This is a genomic window from Rhodococcus sp. IEGM 1302, assembly GCF_030056935.1.
Taxonomy (GTDB): Bacteria; Actinomycetota; Actinomycetes; order Mycobacteriales; family Mycobacteriaceae; genus Rhodococcus_F; species Rhodococcus_F qingshengii.
In genome coordinates, this window is sequence record NZ_JASHKY010000005.1 from 1 (window position 1) to 18,783 (window position 18,783).

The following is an 18,783-nucleotide window of genomic DNA, read 5'->3' on the forward strand; positions in this document are numbered from 1 at the left end:
GAACGACACGCTCACCCTCTTGGGCGAGGGGAACGGTACGTTCACACCATCAGGGCAGGGCAGGGCAGGGCAGGTGAGCGGCTGGGCAAAGCTGGCAGGCGTTATGGCAGAGCTGCCTGCAGCACCTCGCAGAGCACGTCCAGCGTCCTCGAGTACTGCGACTGCGTCGGCGTGCTGTAGCCGACGACGATGCCGTCACCGCCGACTGACGACACGTCGGGATGTCGGAAGACCGAAAGCCCTTCGAGCCCGAGATCGCGCGCCCGGGCCGCTGCAAGAACAGATTGTTCGGTGCCGGAGGGCAGACGGATCACAGCGTGAAGTCCCGCGGAGATCCCCTCGACCCTGACCTGGGGTACTTGCTGCGCAAGTGTCGCAACCAGTTGATCGCGTCGTCGTCGGTACGAGGTGCGCATCTTTCGAATATGGCTGTCGAATCTTCCGGATTCGATGAAGTCCGCCAAGGTCAATTGATCCGTTGAACTTACCCAGCGTTCGTAGGGTCCCTTTGTTGCGAGGACAGGTTCGATCAGCCTGTCCGGCAACACCATCCATCCGATGCGAATTGCCGGCGACAGTGTCTTGCTGACAGTGCCCAGGTACGCAACGTGCTGCGGTGCGATTCCTTGGAGTGCACCGACAGGTTTTCTGTCGTAACGGAATTCGCCGTCGTAGTCGTCCTCGATGATGACGCCGCCCGTAGTCGTGGCCCATTCGAGAGCGGTCGCGCGCCTCGCCGGTGTGAGGGGACCGCCGAGAGGGAACTGATGGGTCGGCGTCAGCAGAACACTCTCAGCAGAAGTAGACGCCAATTCGTCTGTGCAAGTGCCTGATTGGTCAACCGATATGGGAACTGTCAGCAGCCCTTCGTCGGCGAGCAACTGCCGGTGCAGGTGAAGGCAGAAAGCGTCGACCGCAATCGTTCCTCCGAGTGCGCGGGCAAGGAGGGAGATCCCGTGACCCGAGCTGGCACTGATCACAATGCAGTTCGGATCGACGCGAACGCCTCTGGTGCGGCTCAGGTATGTGGTGAGGGCGTTTCGGAGTTCGACTCGGCCTCTGGGATCAGTAGTCGCGAACGCGTCGGTCGGCGCGGTGGTCAAAGCACGTCTGGCGGACGAAATCCATGCAGTGCGGGGAAACGCCGACGCGTCGGGCGATCCAGGGAGAAGGCTGTAGGTCCAGCGTCGTCGAGTCGGTGATGGCTCGACCTCGCGGGTGTGTGTGCTGGCGAGCGTGGCGACCAGGGTCCCGGAACCAGGCCGTGTGACAAGCCACCCAGCTGCGGCGAGCTCGGCATAGCAGTCCGCAACGGTGTTTCGGGCAACTCCGAGGTCGAGCGCGAGGGTGCGGGAAGGTGGGAGTCTGGTGCCGGGCTTCAGCAGTCCACTGTCGATCGCGTCGCGAAGGGTCTGAAGCAGTGCAGCGCGAACCCCGATTCCCTGTGGCAGCTCGATATGTAGATCGAACCCAAGATTGGCCCACGAATTCACCACCGGATTGAACCATGTTTCCGGGTCTTTCCGGGATTACCGTTTGAGTTATGACTACAGCAACAGGACAAAGACTGGATATCGCAAAGCTGGCGCCCGAGGTCTACAAGGCGATGATTGCGTTGGATGCCGCTGCACGCAAGGGGCTGGAGCCGACGCTCGTCGAGCTGGTCCTCACGCGTGCGTCGCAGCTGAATCATTGCGCATGGTGCCTGGACATGCACACTCGCGACGCACGAAAGGTCGGCGTGACGGAGCAGAAGCTCTACCTACTGAACGCGTGGGAAGAAGCGCGAGGGATGTACTCCGATCGTGAACGTGCCGCGCTCGCCTTGACCGAGGCCGTGACAGTCCTCACCGACGGTTTCGTTCCGGACGAGGTGTACAGCGAGGCTGCCGGCGAATTCTCGGACGTGGAACTGGCTCAGCTCATCAGCGTCATTTTGACGATCAATGCGTGGAATCGCATTGCGGTTACCACAAGGAAGGCGCCTCCGGTCCGAGACTGATCCGAGGCTCGTGCTCCGCTCTCCGGCAGGGCAGGGTTCCGCCGTCGGAGATCTGGGTAATCGGCGCAAAGAGGACCAAAAGATTGGTTCAGGATGTGAACAAAACCAACAGATTCTTTGAATGTGAGGCAAATCACATAATGTGAGTGGAGATTGTTCTGGGTCATCTACAAGTTGCCCGAATCCCGACAAAGCAGTCTCGGTCGGAAGTTTCCGGCGAAGGGGTCCGCATAGCGGGCCCCTTCTTTTGCGCGCGAGCTGAAAACGCCCCTTCCTGTGAGTTTCCCCAGGATGTCCAAGTTACCGACTGGCTAGCGTTGGCGAAATGTCGGGAACGTCGCGGTTGGATGAGCAGATTTTGGGGGGATCGCGATTGTTGTGCGGTTGGACAAAGGTTCAGTCACCTTCATGGCTAACTCGTCATCCGAATGTCCAAGCTGCGCCCTGGGTGCTCGACGATTGGGTGATCTTTCTTGAAACATGCACTACATTGCCATTCAGTAACTGGCTGATTGCCAAAAGTGATCGGCTGATCCTCTCGGAAGTGAGCGCTGGGTGGCGTGGTATTGGGAATCCAGGCAACCGTCCCGCTACCGAAATGTCTTGAAAGGGAAGCTTTGATGACTGTGTCTGGTTCACGGCGTAGGCCGCTTGTTCTCCGGCTCTCGCTAACTGCAGCTATTGCCGTAACGGTCGCCGGTAGTAGCGTTGCTTTTGCTTCGCCAGCTGTGTCCGCGCCGATGCCGGTGCGAACCGCGGCCGCTCCGGCGTTCACCGCCGGGTTGTGTGAGGGCACCGAGTACACGCCCTCGGAGCAGATGCTCGACATCTCCGGCATTCGGCTGGATCACTACAACGACGGCAACATCGTGCCGATGTACGGCACCACCGATCGGGGTACCTCGGCCGCGGTGGATGCTCCGGTCTGCGGTGTCCGCGACGTCGACGGAATTGCGAAGTCGGAATGGATGTACTGCACGGACTTCGATCTCGATCCGTGTGCCGGTGTCGACGAGAACTGTTTGCCGGTTGACAAGCACAACGACGAGATGGGTGCGACGGTGCCGTCTTCGGGCAATCCCGATCTGTCAGCCGACGATCTCGCTGTCATCAGTTGGTTGCTGCAGAATCCCGCCAAACTCGACGGTGTCGTTTCGGGAAATGGCAGCGAGGATGCACGTTCGGCGCGGCAGACGCTTGTGTGGTGTGTCTCGGACTACGACAATCCGCTGATGGCCGATTTCAAAAGCCTGTGCGACAGGAACATCGGCGACGACGAGCGAGCTCGCATCGTCGAGATCATGAACGTCACGCAGACGCTCGACCTCGTTCGCAAGACACCCGCGACGGGGACTCTGAAGGCCGGCGAGACTGCCGTTTTCACCCTGAATACGAATATGTACCGGAAGCCGATCACTGTTCAGTCCTCGGCGGGCACCGAACTGACCGTCTGTGGTGACAACGCCACGGCGACGTTGACTGCAAATCAACTGACGGTCGACGGCCGCGGCGACGCACCGACTGCTGTTGATCTTTGCCTCACCGCTGCGGCCGGCGGGGACTACTCGGTGACTGCAAGCGTCATTCCGGATTCGGTCGAGAACCTGCACTGGAACACGGCAGGCGCACAGTGCCAGATCTTCGCGTCGTTCGACACCGTTCGGCCGGCTTCGATGAATGCATCTGCCAGCGTCGGATATGCAGCAGCACCCACGACGACACCGGCAACGAGCACGCCGGCAACAACGACACCGGCAACGACCACACCGGCCACCACGACGCCTGCAACCCCGGTCGTTCCGATCGTGCCGATTGTTCCGATCGTGCCCATCGTGCCGATTGTGCCTGTAGTTCCGGGTGCACCTGTTCCGTCGCAGCCGGTTGCAACTCCCGCAACTCCGGCGCCGTCGGCTCCGAAGCCGGCCACTGGCCCCCGCCCGGTTGCCATCGACGGTGGTGCTGCTGAACAGAATTCAGGCCGCAACGTCGCCGTCGCAGTGACGGGCCTCGGGCTTGTCGGAATGGCTGCTGCCGGAGCAGTTGCTCTCCGCCGCAAGCGATCCTGACACCAGGCACGTGTAGTAGACGTCGGCACCGATCACGCTTCGTGTGATCGGTGCCGACATTGATCAGACGCAGGGGGCGTCAATTCGCACGAGGTGCCGGGGGCGCCTCATCCCGCAGGAGACAGTTCGATGACCATGTACGAGTCGGATCCCAATCCATCCAATCCATACGACGATCCCAACCACGATCAGCCCGCGAGTCCAGGCAAAGGGCGTCGTGTCGCGTTCATTCTGGCTCTCATCGCGGTGTTGGCCGCCGGTGCTTCCATGGCCTTCGTCGGCCTGCGATCCTCCGATGGCGATGCTGCGATCCCGCCGAGTCCGGGAGTTGTCATGTCGCACTCCGCGAATCCGGCAACGCCTACGGATGCGTTGATGACTCCCAACACCCTTTCGCTCGACCCGGTCGGTGTTCAGGCGCCGATCGTGGACGCCACCGTGCCGGAAGGAGTTCTCACTCCGCCGGAGAACGTCAAGAACGTCGGAATCTGGCTCGACGGTGCATCTCTCGATTCCGCCACCGGCACGACCTTGATTGCCGGACACGTCAATCTGACCGGCCAGGGTAACGGCGCGCTGTTCGACCTGGGCACGATCGAGCCGGGTGAAGTGATCCGTACATCCGACGCGACGGGTAAGAGCACGTCGTGGAAGGTGACTGCGGTGACGACGCGCCCGAAGGCCGATGGTGTGGAGGAAAGCGTGCTGGCCGGCCCGGAAGGCCCTCGTAAGTTGGCAGTCGTAACCTGCGGCGGCGAACTGCAATTCGAGGACGGTGTGGGCAACTACGCCGACAACGTCTACCTGTACGCGGATCTGATGGTCTGAGACACAGGAATGATTCCGACGGTCCCCGATCCCTCTTCGTAGAGATCGGGGACCGCCTGTTGGATAGTGTCGCAGGTATGGATCTTCACTTGTCTGGAAAGCGTGCGATCGTTGCCGGTGGTAGCAAGGGGATCGGTCTGGCAATCGCCAGAGGTCTGGCCGCTGAAGGGGTCGACATCGCGATACTCGCGCGCACTGAGCGAACCGTCGTAAGCGTTGCACGAGATTTGGTTTCGGAGTTCGGAATTCGTGCGATCGGAGTCGTGACGGATACGCGAGACGACGACGCGGTTCAGGCGTCGGTGCGGCAAGTGGTAATGGAGTTCGGCGGTGTCGACATTCTGGTCAATTCGGCAGCGACGCCGTTCAGCGCCGGAAAGCCGACGGATTTCGAGGCGACCACCGACGACGTCGTGCGAGACGAAGTCGAAGTGAAAGTGCTGGGGTACCTGCGAACTGCGCGCGCTGTGGCGCCGTATCTGATTGATCAGGGTTGGGGTCGGATCATCAACATCAGCGGTTTGGGTGCCAGACAGGCCACTTCGATCGCCCACACGATCCGCAACGTCAGTGTGTCTGCACTGACCAAGAATCTTGCGGACGAGCTGGGCCCCAAGGGAATCAACGTCACCGTCGTCCATCCGGGCGTGACGAGGACCGAGAGGTTGACCGCACGGATTACGCGCGAGTCGGAAGAATCCGGCCGCTCGCAGGCAGAGGTGGAGCGTGGTATCGCGACGAACTCGATACATCGGATCATCGATGCCGAAGAAGTAGCCGACGTCGTGACCTTCCTGGCATCGCCGCGAAGCATCGCGATCACCGGTGACGCAGTGGCAGCGGGTGGAGGAGTGCCAGGGCCGGTCTACTACTGAAATTGTGCGTACTGCTACCTGCCGGCGGTGGTGACGATCGTGTGAACGCGTCCGCCGCCGAGTCTCTTGCTTTCGTACATCGCCGAATCGGCGACTTTCTGCATGTCCGTGAACGCTGCTGCGCGGTCTTCTCCGGCGACGAATTTGTGGGTACGCACGGCGATTCCGATGCTCGAAGTCGACGGTATCTCGTCGGAATTCGAGTGCATTGCCGGTCCGATCGAGTTGAGCATCGGTCCGATGGCTGGCACGGAAAGTCTTTGAACGAGGATGAATTCGTCGCCGCCGACCCGCGCGACGACAGCATCAGCGTGTGCCCAGGCGGATAACCGCTGCGATACCCGGAGAATGATGCGATCGCCGACGTCGTGGCCGTGCACGTCGTTGATCGTCTTGAACCGGTCGATGTCGATCGCGATCACGAGTAGAGCCGCAGATTCTTGACGCTGGAACCCCTCGAGTACCTTCTCGACGTGGCGGTCGAGGCCACGACGGTTCAAGAGGCCGGTGAGAGGATCGAGGTCGGAACTGGAAGCATCCATGCTGAGCATCGTCAGCACGATCTGCGAGATGAATGCGCAGACCACCAACGCGGTGATGACGACCAGTACTTTCGAAACACCAAGGGCTGGATCGCGATCCGGCCCGAACAGAATTGGCTGCGCAGCCACCGCGATCACAAGAAGCGAAAAAGCTATGTGCGCGATCTGCAACTTCGGGTTGTGGAAGTAGGCGATGTAGATGCCGACCAGAGCAAAAATGACACAGGTGAGCAATCGTGCGAGCTGGGAGGAATCTCCAACGACGGAGATCGTGACCGCGATGTCGCAGAAGACCACGAAACCGAACGAGCGACGCTTTGTGGGGCCGAAGACCCACCATGAGACTCCGACTACGAAGCACGAGATCACGACAACAGTATTGAAGAACAGCGCAATCGTGCTTGTCGGACCGGCAGGGCTGAATCTGTTCAGTAGTGCGCACACTCCCAGTCCGATGACAATGATGCCAAGTAATAGCCGGGTGGCGGTCGTGAGGCCGTTGTCGCGGAGATAGCGAGTGAAGCGGTCGTATTGATCGGGAAGAATCAACCACTCGCGGGTCAGCGTCCTCATCGACTTCATCTGCGATGTCATGAGTGCATCAGTCCTCGAAGGCTGGAGCGTGCGCCATTCATCGCGAACTGATTCCTCTTCTGTCTGGCACCTTGCAATGCTAACTGGATCGATGCCGCATCGGACCGAGATGTTCGGATCGGCGACCCGGATGTCTGCGTTGCGCCAGCGTGGAGTATAAATACATCTTGTGTCTATGTTGTATTCCGCTTCCGAAACCGTCTTCCGCGAAGTCAAGGAGCTGATCCTTTCCGGCGAGCTCGCCGGCGGGGAGCTGATCAGTGAGGGTGACATCGCTGCACGGACCAATGTGAGCCGAACGCCGGTGCGTGAGGCGTTTCTGCGTCTCGAGTCGGAAGGTTGGATGCGCCTCTATCCGAAGAAGGGGGCGCTGATCGTCCCGGTCGCGGATGGGGAAGCGGAACACGTAGTCAGTGCCAGACAGCTCGTCGAGACTCAGAGCGTTCGAGTCGTGTCGGTCCGACCGCACGCACGGGAAGCGCTTGTCGCAGCGTTGCGCGCGAATCTGATCGAGCAACGTGAGATTGCTGATCGCGGGGACGTGGCCGCGTTCAGCGCAATCGATGCAGACTTCCACAAGATGATCGTTGCCGCCGGCGGGAACCCTTTGCTCGACTCGTTCTACGCGAGTCTGCGCGACAGGCAACGACGGATGACAGCCCGGTCGATCTCACGCGACCCCGGCCAACTCTCGCGCATCCTTGCCGATCACACCGCGCTTACCGACCTCGTCGACACAGGCGATGCCGACGGATACAACACTGCCGTCCTCACACACATGCGCCAGGTCCACGGCCTCGGCTTCGAAGGAACTCTGTGATGAGCACCCAAACGATCGGCGCTGGGACCGCGGCCGAAACTCGTCTCGAGGGTGAACGCCTCTCCGGCGGAAAGTGGCTGTGGCTGACCGTTGCCGCCAGTATGTTCGCCGCTGCCTGGGGCGGAAACGAATTCACCCCACTGCTGGTGATGTACCGACTCGACCACGGCTATTCGCCGGTGATGGTCGATTTCTTCCTCTTCGCCTACGTCGTCGGAATTGTGCCGGCCCTGCTGCTCGGCGGCCCGCTGTCCGATCGATTGGGTCGACGCCCGATCATGCTCCCCGCGCCGATCATCGCGATCGCCGGTTCGACGCTGCTCGCTTTCGGGGCGGACTCCGCCGCTGCTCTCATCCTGGGAAGAATCCTCTGTGGCATTGCCTTGGGGATCGGTATGGCCGTCGGCGGCTCCTGGGTCAAGGAGTTGTCCACGCAACCTTGGGACCCGACGGCGTCGGAAGGCGCAGGTGCTCGGCGAGCAGCGATGAGTCTGACCGCGGGCTTCGCCTTGGGAGCGGGTGCTGCGGGAATCTTGGCGCAGTGGGCGCCCATGCCGAGTGTGTTGGCGTACTTGTTGCACATCGCGATCACCGTCCTCGCCGCCATGGCGCTGTGGCGTGCGCCCGAAACACGACCGGCACAGGCGAAATCCGACCGTCGCAGGTTGATCGACGACCTCAAGATCCCCTCGGCAGGTCACCCCAGATTCCTCTACGTCGTCGTTCCGTTGGCGCCGTGGGTGTTCGGTGCCGCCAGTGTCGCGTATGCAGTTATTCCGGCGCTCATGACCGGGCACAGTGGCGATGCGCCCGTGGCTTTTTCGGCTCTGCTGTGCATGGTCGCGCTGACATGCGGATTCGCGATTCAGTCGTTGGGGCGCAAGATCGACACCGACCGCAGTGCTCGTGGCGCCGTTGTGGCTCTGGTGTTTCTGGTGGTCGGTATGGCCGGTGCTGCTCTGGTTGCGTCGACGCTGACCGTGGCGATCGCGATCGTGGCTGCAGCGATCCTCGGTTGCGGGTACGGCATGGCACTGGTGTCCGGGTTGCTGGAGATCCAGCGAATCGCGGGGCCGGACGATCTGGCAGGATTGACCGCGGTGTTCTACTCGATCACTTACATCGGGTTCGCGGTGCCTGCGTTGCTGGCGATGCTGTCGGAAAGCATTCCGGCGCTGAGCTACACGGTGACTCTTCTGTTCGGATCAGCCGCCGCCGCTGCCTGCTTGATTCTGATTCTCTTCAAGTCGCGTTCACACCTTCCGAGCGCGTGAAGCCGGTCCGCCGACTCCTGCGAGAGTCGGCGGACCGGGGCGAAATCACGCGTCTACGGTTGCGGAACCGTTTTCCGAATTGTGGACCGAATTGTGTACCGAACCAGCCGGAACCGATGCGGTCTTGTTCAGGCCGTTGAGCAAACCGGTGATATCGACGCCTGAGCTTTCGAGAGTTTCGATGACACCGGCAATCACCTGGGGACTGATGCCCAGGATCGAGCCGATCGAACCCTGCGCCCCGTCGCTGCCGCCGACGATGGAGATCCGATCGATGTCGCCGACCGGCTTCGCTGCTGCTGCGGTGGCGTCGACCAGTGCTGCCAGAACGTCAGGCAGAGTGAGCAACTGCGCGGCCTGCGGGGTGTAGGAATTGAGCGCCTCGGCGATCTGACGCTTACCGGCAGCTTCGGCTTCGAGCTTGGCGCGCAAACCATCCGCTTCGGCCTGCTGTTCGGCGCGAACGGCGTCGGCCGCTACCTTGCGGCCGTCAGCTTCGGCTTCCAGACGTGCTCGAAGGCCGTCGGCATCAGCCTGCTGCTCGGAGCGAACAGCGTCGGCGACGAGCTTTCGTGCATCGGCCTGAGCCCCGCCGGCCTGCCTTGCTGACTCGGCCTGTGCCTGGGCGCGGAGGATCGCGGCCTGTCGCTCACCCTCTGCGCGTGCGATGGAGGCTTGGCGTTCGGCCTCGGCCGGTGCAATGACATCTGCCTGCAATGCCGCTTCCGATTGCTGGGCGCGACGACGCTCGACCTCGGTGCGAGCTTCGACGCGGGCCGCCTCGGCCTGCTCACGTGCGATGCCGACGGCCTTCTCGGCCGTTGCCTGCGCGAGTGGTCCGGCCTGGTCGGCTTCGGCGTTCTCGGCTTCGGTCTGTGCTCGAAGGCGAGCGAGTTCGACGTCGCGCTTCTGATTTGCACTCGCGATCGCAGTGTCGGCCTCGGCCTGTGCGACGGAGCCTGCCTGTCGCGCCTTTGCCGACTGGATCTGCGAATCACGCTCTGCTTCAGCAGTTCCGATCGCGGCATCACGTTTGACCTCGGCGATGCGGCGCTGACCGAGCGATTCGAGGTAGCCGTTGAAGTCGGAGATTCCCGCGATCTTGATGACATCGACTTCCATGCCGATGCGTGCGAGGTCGCCACCTGCCTCCTCGACCACGCTGCGTGCGAGCGAATCGCGGTTGGAGTTCAGATCCTCGACCGTCATGGTCGCGGTGATTCCGCGCAGACTGCCGGCGAGGATTTCGTTGATCTGCTGCTGGAGTTCGTCCAGGTCGGAGGTCAGGAATCGTTGCACCGCTGTCTGAACCGCTTCGTCGGCGGAACCGATTCGTACCAGGCCGACTGCCTCGACGTTGACCGGAACACCGTCGTTGGAGAGTGCATTCTTGAGATTGATGCTGACGTTGAACGGCTCGAGCGACATGATGTCGACGCGTTCGATTCCCGGAATCTTGAACCGGGCTCCGCCGCGGACGACTTTCGGCTTGCCTCGTCCGGTGAAAACCGCCACTTCGTTCGGCGGGACCTTGACGTAGTTCTTCACGTAGATCGCGGGGAGAACGATGAAGATGATTACTGCGACTACAACCGCAATGATGATGATTGGCAGCATGTATCGAGTCCTTAGATCGCGTCGTCAACCGTGACGACGTGAAGGTATTGATCGTCTACATCGGCGATGTAGACGGTGGTGCCGGTGGTGAGCGCCATCGGCTGTGCACTGACGGCCTTGGCCTGCACGCGATTGCCTTCGGCGTCGACGAACGAGACTTCTCCCCAACCTTCGGCTGCAATGGTGAGGGTGACCGTGCCCAATAGCCCGGAGTACGAAGCTCGTCCGATGTGCGAATTATCTTGTTGCTCAAGGAGGTAGGGGAGAAGTAGGCCGCGCGTGACGACAACGAGAACGGCGGCGAGTGCGAGTGCTGCAATCGCCGCTACCAATGTCGGAGCGTCCGCGAGAGTGGCAGCTACGCCGCCGGCGCCGAAGCCGAAAAGTGCTGTGGCCAAGGTTGTCAGGCTCAGAAATGGCAGCCCGTCTGCGTGGCCGCCGCCCAGATCTGCAACCTCGCCGACGGCAAAGGCTCCGATCAGGGCGACGACCCCGATCACGAAACATATTGTGAATACAACGAACATCGATCCCCCGATCTACCTGTCGAGGAAGCGTGCCCTGAGAATTGTGTTGTCGGGGTCGTCCCTCGGCCCACCTCTATAGTAAAGGTAAGACAAAGATAATCGGCGCATTCGGAATGTTTCGGCGTGGTGCTACGGCTGGGGGAAAGCGTCAAAGCCGAGGTAGCGGGCGTTGATTCAGCCATGCATCCCAGAGAGGGCGCAGTGGGGTGTCGGTGAAACGTGAAGCGAGATCGGTGAATTGCTCGGTGCTGACCGTGCTGTGCCGATGCTTCGTGGTCCACTGGCGGATCAGTTCGAAGAATTTCTCGTCTCCGAGAACGCCGCGCAGGGCGTGCAGAGTCAAGGCGCCCCGCTTGTAGATTCGATCGTCGAACATCAGGGCAGGCCCGGGATTGGCGACGATCAAGTCCTGAGATTTACGCCCGAGCCCTTGATAGGCGTTGGTCGCGAGTTGGTTCGAGGATGGGCCACCGGAATTCTCGGACCAGATCCACTCCGCGTAACAGGCAAAGCCTTCGTGTAGCCAGATGTCGCACCACTGCCCGAGAGTGAGGCTGTTGCCGAACCATTGATGGGCAAGCTCGTGTGCGACAAGACGTTCGGAACCGCGCCTACCCGTGCAGTGGTTGGCTCCGAAGATCGAGAGTCCCTGCGCTTCGATGGGGATTTCGAGTTCGTCGTCGGTGACCACAGCGGTGTAGTCGGCAAAGGGATACGGGCCGAACAGCTTTCCGAAGACCTCCAGCATCTGGGGTTGGCGCCCGAAGTCGACGTCGAACGCTGCGCGCAGCCGAGGTGGGTGAACGGCGAAGACCGGTACCGGCCCGGCGCTCACCTGTCGGTGCTCGTACTGACCGATCTGAATCGTCGCCAGGTAGGTTGCCATCGGTTCGGTCTGCTCGTAGACCCACGTCGTCTGACTCGCACGGGTCTGCTTGCGGATCAGCTTGCCGTTGGCGAGGGCATAGAACGGGGAATCGGTGGTGATCGAGACGCGGTACGACGCTTTGGAAATCGGATGGTCGTCGCACGGGAACCAGGACGCCGCGCCGTTGGGCTGACTTGCGACCAAAGTTCCTTCGTCGAGTTCCTCCCAGCCGACTTCGCCCCACAGGCTCTTGATCGGCTCGGGGTTGCCGCTGTACGCGATGGTGACCGACAGGGCACCGCCCGCGGGGATCTTGGTAGACGGCGTGATGATCAGCTTGTTGTTCAAGTGCGCGTACTTGGTGCCGCGGGCACCGTTGACGGACACCTTGGACACCTGCAGGTTCTGCGCGAGGTCGAAGCTGAACTTGGATCGGCTCTCGGTGGTGACAGCGGTGATGACTGCCTTGCCGGCGAGACGGTTACTGAAGACCTTGTACGTCAGTTCCAGTTCGTACCGAGACACGCGGTACCCGCGGTTGCCGTTGTGTGGCAGGTACGGATCGAGCGGCTCCTCGAGCATTCTGTTCGGCTTCACGACGCCACCCACGGTGCAATCGGATTGCCCTGCCAGCGGGTGGAGGGCGGAACGGTGTCACCTCGCATCACCAGAGATGCAGGCCCTACCGTCGCTCCCGCGCCGATGCCGGCTGCGGGTAGCGCGACGCAATGCGGTCCCAGCGTTGCTCCTGCTCCCAAGGTGACGGTGTCCATGGACATGATCCGATCATGGAAGAGATGAGTTTGCACGACGCACCCCCGTTCCACTGTCGCTCCGTCGCCCAAAGTCACAAGATCTGCCTCGGGTAGCCAGTACGACTCACACCAAACGCCCTTGCCGATCTTGGCCCCGAGCCCACGCAAGAAGATGTTCAGTACGGCAGTACCAGTCGCTGCGCGAGCGAACCACGGCGCCGCGACGGTTTCGACGAACGCGTCGGCTACCTCGTTGCGCCAGACGAACGAACTCCACAGCGGATGCTCGACCTTGGCGATGCGCCCGACGACGATCCACTTGGCGGCGATGGTGATCGCGCCCGCCACTGCTCCGGCGACGAGCAGAATTACGCCGCTCAACAGAGCCGCGAACCAGAATCCGACGGCGCCGACCAGTGCTTCGAGTGCAAACAGAACACCGAGACCGATGCCGAACGTGACCATCACGGGGATCAGTCGGCAGGTTTCGACCACTCCGCGGGCGATCTTGAGTCGCATCGGCGGATTGAACGTGCGGGCGGCGTCGGTGTCCCCGGCAGCCCTTCTCAGACGTACCGGTGGACTACCCAGCCACGATGATCCGGACTTGGCCTTGGACGGGGTGGCCGACAGAACCGCCACGAGACCGTTCTTGGGGACGCGTCGACCGGGGGCGGTCATACCGGAGTTGCCGAGGAACGCACGCTTGCCGATCTTGGCCTGTTCGATGTGCATCCAGCCGCCGCCGAGGCCGTAGCTCGCAACCATGGTGTCGTCGGCGAGGAATGCGCCGTCGGCGACCGTCGTGAACTTGGGAAGGAGGAGCACGGTGGATGCTTCGACGTTCTTGCCGATCTTGGCGCCGAGGAGGCGGAGCCATCCCGGCGTCAGCAGGCTCGCGTAGAGCGGGAAGAGGAAGGTTCTGGCCGAGTCGAGCAGGCGTTCGGTCGCCCACACCTGCCAGCCGATGCGGCTGCGGACAGGGTGGTAGCCGGGGGTCAGCCCGATCGAGAGAAGACGAACGGCCACAAGGGTGATGACTGCGAAGACGAGCAAACTCAGGATGGTCGCGACGGGAAGCATGATCAGCGATTGGAGCACTGCACTCGCGAGCGTGTCGGTGTCGCGGATCCACCAACCGATCAAGGCGATTCCGGCCATCAGAGCGAAGATCGGCATACCGGCCAGGAAGACCGAGGTGACGCCGTATACCGGCACCCAGCCGGGTGCGCGCTTCGGATGTTCGGCCGGCCAAGGATGATTCGCTTTCCCGACCTTGGTGGCGGGGGAGCCGGCCCACTGCTGGTTTGCCTTCACTCGGCCGAACACCGCAGATCCGGGTTCGACGACGGCGTCGCGACCGATACGCGCGCCGGGCAGAAGCGTCGAGCGTGAACCGACGGAGGCGCCGTCGCCGATCTTGATCTCGCCGATGTGGATGACGTCGCCGTCGATCCAGTGGCCCGAGAGGTCGACTTCGGGTTCGACGGAGCAGCCGTCACCGAGTTCGAGCATGCCGGTGATGGGAGGAAGTGTGTGGAGATCGACGCCGCTGCCGATGTCGGCGCCGAGGGCGCGGGCGTAGTAGAGCATCCACGGTGCGCCCGAAAGGTTGGCTGCGCCACTGGCTTCGGTGAGTCGCAGCGCTATCCACAGACGCAGGTGTTCACTACCACCTCGCGGGTACGTTCCTGGCTCCAACTTGCGTAGGAGCAGGCGCGCCCCGACGACGGCGATGGTCATACGGCCGATCGGTGTGATGAACAGGATGAATGCCAACAGGATCCACCACCACGAGACCGTGGGCGCCCAGCTGACGTCGACGAACCAGCCGAGGACGTTGTTCGCGATCGCCAGCCACGTCACCCACTGCAGTCCGGTGAGCGTCGTGAGCGGAACGGTGACGGCGATCTGCGCGAGCTGAGTCTTCAAGGGTGTCGGAGCGACGATGCGCGGCTCCACAGTTTCGGTGGGTGCCAATTCGTCGAGATATTCGGCGAGCGATCCCAACCGTGGGTGGTCGTAGAGCTGTGCGACGGTCACTTCGGGGAACCGCTCGCGCAGGGCGGTTACCAGCTGAGCCGCAGAGAGGGATCCGCCGCCCACTTCGAAGAAGTCGTCGTCGAGTCCGGTGATCTGCGCGCCCAGGATCGATCCCCACAGGCCGGCAACCCAGGCAGCGGTGCCGTCGAGGCCCAACGCGGCCCCCGCATCTTCACCGGCGCCGGGCAACGGCCACGGCAGCGCATTGCGGTCGACCTTGCCTGACGTACGCGTCGGAAGTTCGTCCATCAACGCCAGACGCGGCACGAGGGCTGCTGGTAGCTGCTCGCTGAGCAGCGCATGAGCGGCCTTGAGATCGAAGTCGGGATCCGTGCTGGCGATGTATCCGACGAGGAGCTGGTTGCCGGCTGCCGTCTTCTTCACGGCTGCGGCAGCGCCGCTCACACCCGGCAGGTTCTGCAAGGCGTTGTCGACCTCACCGAGTTCGATGCGCCTGCCGCCGAGCTTGACCTGATCGTCCGCGCGGCCCTGGAACATCAGGCCGGTGGTCTCGAGCCGGACCAGGTCGCCGCTTCGGTAGGCGCGTTCCCACCCGAGCGAGGGCATCGACGCGTACTTCTCGGCGTCCTTCGCGGGGTCGAGGTAACGGGCGAGGCCGACGCCGCCGATCACCAGCTCGCCCACCTCGCCGACCGCGACGGGATTGCTCTGGGCGTCGACGACGGCAAGGTCCCAGCCGTCGAGGGGGAGGCCGATGCTGACGGGGCTCTTGCCGTCCATCAGTGCGCCGCAGGCGACGACGGTTGCCTCGGTGGGGCCGTAAGTGTTCCAGACCTCGCGGCCCTCGACGGCCAGGCGTTCGGCCAGTTCGGGTGGGCAGGCTTCGCCGCCGAAGATCAGGAGTCGAACGGCTTCGAGGGCCTCGGCCGGCCACAGAGACGCAAGCGTCGGCACAGTGGAGACGATGCTGACGTCACGCGAGACCAGCCACGGGCCGAGGTCCATGCCGCTGCGAACCAGCGAACGAGGAGCCGGGACGAGGCAGGCGCCGTGGCGCCACGCGAGCCACATCTCCTCGCAGGACGCGTCGAATGCCACGGAGAGTCCCGCGAGGACGCGGTCACCAGGCCCGATGGGCTCGTCCTGGAGGAACATGCGCGCCTCGGCGTCGACGAAGGCAGCGGCATTGAGGTGAGTGACCGCGACGCCCTTCGGGGTGCCCGTGGATCCTGAGGTGAAGATGATCCAGGCGTCGTCCTCGGGTTCGGGTTCGCGAACCGGTGGATGTTCGAGCCGCTTCGGCGCCGTCCCCGGCTGGATTCCGTCGCCGGTGATGATCGCCGCTACCTGCGCCTCGCCGAACACCAACTCGGCGCGCTCTTCCGGATCGTCGGCGTCGACGGGAACGTAGGCGGCGCCCGCCGCGAGGATCGACAGGATCGCGACGTACAGCGAACGCGAACCTGACGGCATCCTGATTCCGACGCGGTCACCTGCGCCGACGCCGGCATCACCGAGCCAGCGCGCACCGAGCTCGATCTCGTCGAGCAACTCCGAGTACGACAGTGTGGTGTCGCCGTCGTCGATGGCAGGTGCTTCCGGGTTGGCCTCGGCTGAGGCCCGCACGATGTCGATGAGCGTGCGCGGCGCAGGTGCATGCGCCGACCGTAGGAATACGGACGGAATCCCGAAAGATTGTTCCGTCTCCGACTGCGACTGGAGTGGCAAACCCGTTGGTCCTGTTCTACTCACGAAACTTAGAGTCCTGCGAACTGTCGAGTTGAAAGTCTCATGACAAGTTTGCGAGTTGGTGAACAGATATGCCTAATGCAACATGCCGAACGTGCCGGTCAGTCCGTACTGGCAGCTTGCGCGTGGCCTTCTGCCGAGTCGGCGAACTCGGGTGTGTCGAACACCTCTCCGCCCAGTGGATCGACGACCTTCGATTCCTCGGAGAAGTCGACGGCGCCGGTATCCGGGTCGATGTTGACCGCATGGGCGGGGACTTCGTGGACCGCGACGAGCATGTGGGCGTCGGAGGGATCCGTCATGATTCCGCTTTGTGACGGGGTCAGCCCGGCGAAGGTCGACGAGATCTTCAGATCGCGGAGCCGCTTTTCGGTGGGTTGCGGAACGTCGGTCGATGCCGAGGCATTTGTAGAAACCCGCAGGTAGCGTGGTGCCGACGCGACCTCGTATCGGAACGCCTTCAGCATCGACAGACATGCCAGCACCATGATGACCGAGAACGGTACCGCCGTGGCGATGGCAACGGTTTGCAGCGCCGTGAGCGATCCACTGCCACCCACGATGAGGAGAACTGCGGCCGCGGCACGGAGAGGAACGTCCAGTAGACACGCGTGATCTTGGAGGTCTCCAAGCTGCCACCGGTCGCGAGGATGTCGATGACGATCGAGCCGGAGTCCGCGGACGTGACGAAGAAGAACACGATCACGACGATCGCGAGAACACTCGAAATCGTTCCGAGCGGAAGTCCGTCGAGAAGCGTGAACAACGACGTGTTGGTGTCCACTGCGCCGGATGCGTCGAGCATCGTGCCCTCGTTGCGCTGACGCAGAATGCCGGAGTTACCGAAGATCGTGAACCACAACGAACCGACCAGCGTCGGGGCCAGCAGCACACCGAAGACGAATTCGCGGATGGTGCGGCCGCGTGAGATGCGCGCGATGAACATGCCGACGAACGGTGCCCAGCTCATCCACCAACCCCAGTAGAAGATGGTCCATGCGCCCTGCCAGCCGTCTTCGGCGAACGGGGACGTACGCAGCATCAGTTCGGGCAAGGCCTGGACGTATCCGCCGAGGTTCTGCACCCACGACTGCATGAGGAACAGCGTCGGTCCCAGAATCAGGACGAACAGTGCCAGCGCGGCAGCGAGCATCATGTTGATGTTGGAGAGCCACTTGAGGCCCTTGGTGACGCCGGAGACGACCGAGAAGGTGGCCATGCCCGTCACGATGACGATGATGGTGATGACCAACCAGTTGTCGGTCTCCACCCAGCCGAGGTAGTCGAGGCCGGCCGAGATCTGCTGGACACCGAAGCCCAGCGACGTCGCGACACCGAACAGCGTGCCGACGATGGCGACGACGTCGATGGCGTGGCCGATCTTTCCTTCGATGCGAGCCCGTCCGAGGAGCGGCTCGAGCAACCAACGGATCGAGAGCGGCCGACCCTTGCGGTAGGTCATGTACGCCAGACCAAGGCCGACGACGACGTAGATCGCCCATGCATGAAGGCCCCAGTGGAACAGCGTCAGTTCCATCGCTTGATTGGCTGCGGCGTCCGTGGATCCCGCGATCTGCCCGGCGACGGGAGGGTTCACATAGTGCGAAAGTGGTTCTGCCACTCCGTAGAACACGAGGCCGATGCCCATCCCGGCGCTGAAGAGCATCGCGAACCACGAGAGCATGCCGAACTCGGGTTGCTCGTCGTCGCGCCCCAATCGGATGTTGCCGATGCGGCTGATTCCGCAGTACAGCGCAAAGATCACGAAACCGGTAGCCGAGAGGATGTACCACCAGCCGACGCCGTCGCTGATCACGTTGTTGAGAGTTTCGAAAGCATCCGCAGCGGTTCCCGCATAGATCACGGCAAAGGCGATCAGGGCAAAGATCACTATCGACGCGGGGATGAACACGGGTTTCCGTAGTTCACGCCACGCAGTTTTGACCGCAGTCATTCCACTCCTCGAACGTTCAGGCATTCACAGCGCCCATACGGGCAGCCACGTGTCACGCGTAGGTGGGCGTTGCGCTCACACCATCGCAGGTCAAGACCGGGCTATTGCTTTGAAATTCAACGTAACGTCAAGTTTCGGTCAACTCAACTGGACGAAAGATGCTGCACTGTCGCGAAAGTTCTCACTGGATACCGTAGTTCCGGTTGTAAATCGTTGGGTAATAGTGGCATTGGGCCATGAGTGGAATGCTGAACGGCGAATTCGATTGGTACGGTGAGTTGAATCGGTCGAGTCGACGCTCACCGATT

At 62.3% G+C, this 18,783-nt stretch carries 14 protein-coding genes; 6 read left to right on the forward strand and 8 right to left on the reverse strand.

Annotation, left to right across the window (positions count from 1 at the left end):
- Positions 1–101: 101 nt before the first annotated feature.
- Complete coding sequence (pdxR, locus tag QM609_RS10895; RefSeq protein WP_082239044.1) at positions 102–1,496, reverse strand: MocR-like pyridoxine biosynthesis transcription factor PdxR; 1,395 nt, start codon at positions 1,494–1,496, stop codon at positions 102–104.
- Positions 1,497–1,543: 47 nt separating this feature from the next.
- On the opposite strand from pdxR, the gene QM609_RS10900 reads away from it, so the two are divergent.
- The 4 genes from QM609_RS10900 (at position 1,544) to QM609_RS10915 (ending at position 5,771) form a co-directional block, all read left to right on the forward strand.
- The gene (locus QM609_RS10900) at positions 1,544–2,002 is read left to right on the forward strand and encodes a carboxymuconolactone decarboxylase family protein (protein ID WP_007727180.1); all 459 of its coding nucleotides are present in this window, start codon (positions 1,544–1,546) and stop codon (positions 2,000–2,002) included.
- 620 nt (positions 2,003–2,622) lie between these two features.
- Positions 2,623–4,068, forward strand: coding sequence for a hypothetical protein (locus QM609_RS10905; RefSeq protein WP_228232416.1), 1,446 nt, complete (start codon positions 2,623–2,625; stop codon positions 4,066–4,068).
- A 129-nt stretch (positions 4,069–4,197) separates the two neighbouring features.
- Positions 4,198–4,896: a class F sortase gene (locus QM609_RS10910; protein WP_064688680.1), complete on the forward strand. Its 699-nt coding sequence runs from the start codon at positions 4,198–4,200 to the stop codon at positions 4,894–4,896.
- Positions 4,897–4,973: 77 nt separating this feature from the next.
- Positions 4,974–5,771, forward strand: coding sequence for an SDR family NAD(P)-dependent oxidoreductase (locus QM609_RS10915; protein WP_054187853.1), 798 nt, complete (start codon positions 4,974–4,976; stop codon positions 5,769–5,771).
- Between the two features lie 14 nt (positions 5,772–5,785).
- On the opposite strand, the gene QM609_RS10920 is transcribed toward QM609_RS10915, so the two are convergent.
- Positions 5,786–6,907, reverse strand: coding sequence for a GGDEF domain-containing protein (locus QM609_RS10920; RefSeq protein ID WP_054187854.1), 1,122 nt, complete (start codon positions 6,905–6,907; stop codon positions 5,786–5,788).
- 175 nt (positions 6,908–7,082) lie between these two features.
- Here QM609_RS10920 and QM609_RS10925 point away from each other — a divergent pair, with 175 nt between their 5' ends.
- Together QM609_RS10925 and QM609_RS10930 are read left to right on the forward strand one after the other, a co-directional pair.
- Positions 7,083–7,727: a GntR family transcriptional regulator gene (locus QM609_RS10925; protein ID WP_007727164.1), complete on the forward strand. Its 645-nt coding sequence runs from the start codon at positions 7,083–7,085 to the stop codon at positions 7,725–7,727.
- Positions 7,727–9,001: an MFS transporter gene (locus tag QM609_RS10930; protein ID WP_054187855.1), complete on the forward strand. Its 1,275-nt coding sequence runs from the start codon at positions 7,727–7,729 to the stop codon at positions 8,999–9,001. Before QM609_RS10925 ends, QM609_RS10930 begins: the two co-directional genes overlap by 1 nt.
- A gap of 45 nt (positions 9,002–9,046) precedes the next feature.
- Here the strand turns inward: QM609_RS10930 and QM609_RS10935 are convergent, their stop codons facing one another.
- The 6 genes from QM609_RS10935 to QM609_RS10955 form a co-directional block, all read right to left on the reverse strand.
- The gene (locus QM609_RS10935) at positions 9,047–10,618 is read right to left on the reverse strand and encodes a flotillin family protein (RefSeq protein WP_050655914.1); all 1,572 of its coding nucleotides are present in this window, start codon (positions 10,616–10,618) and stop codon (positions 9,047–9,049) included.
- A gap of 11 nt (positions 10,619–10,629) precedes the next feature.
- Positions 10,630–11,145: a DUF1449 family protein gene (locus QM609_RS10940; RefSeq protein ID WP_054187856.1), complete on the reverse strand. Its 516-nt coding sequence runs from the start codon at positions 11,143–11,145 to the stop codon at positions 10,630–10,632.
- 148 nt (positions 11,146–11,293) lie between these two features.
- A complete protein-coding gene (locus tag QM609_RS10945) occupies positions 11,294–12,595 on the reverse strand; it encodes a M1 family metallopeptidase (protein WP_054187926.1) in 1,302 nt (433 codons plus the stop codon).
- Positions 12,596–12,606: 11 nt separating this feature from the next.
- Complete coding sequence (locus tag QM609_RS10950) at positions 12,607–16,500, reverse strand: Pls/PosA family non-ribosomal peptide synthetase (RefSeq protein ID WP_054187857.1); 3,894 nt, start codon at positions 16,498–16,500, stop codon at positions 12,607–12,609.
- Between the two features lie 122 nt (positions 16,501–16,622).
- Positions 16,623–17,081: a BCCT family transporter gene (locus tag QM609_RS29265; RefSeq protein ID WP_502942717.1), complete on the reverse strand. Its 459-nt coding sequence runs from the start codon at positions 17,079–17,081 to the stop codon at positions 16,623–16,625.
- Positions 16,982–18,499 carry a BCCT family transporter gene (locus tag QM609_RS10955; protein WP_502942718.1) on the reverse strand — a complete coding sequence of 506 codons (1,518 nt, stop codon included), beginning with the start codon at positions 18,497–18,499 and terminating at the stop codon, positions 16,982–16,984. The genes QM609_RS29265 and QM609_RS10955 overlap by 100 nt, the downstream gene beginning before the upstream one ends.
- Positions 18,500–18,783: the final 284 nt, after the last annotated feature.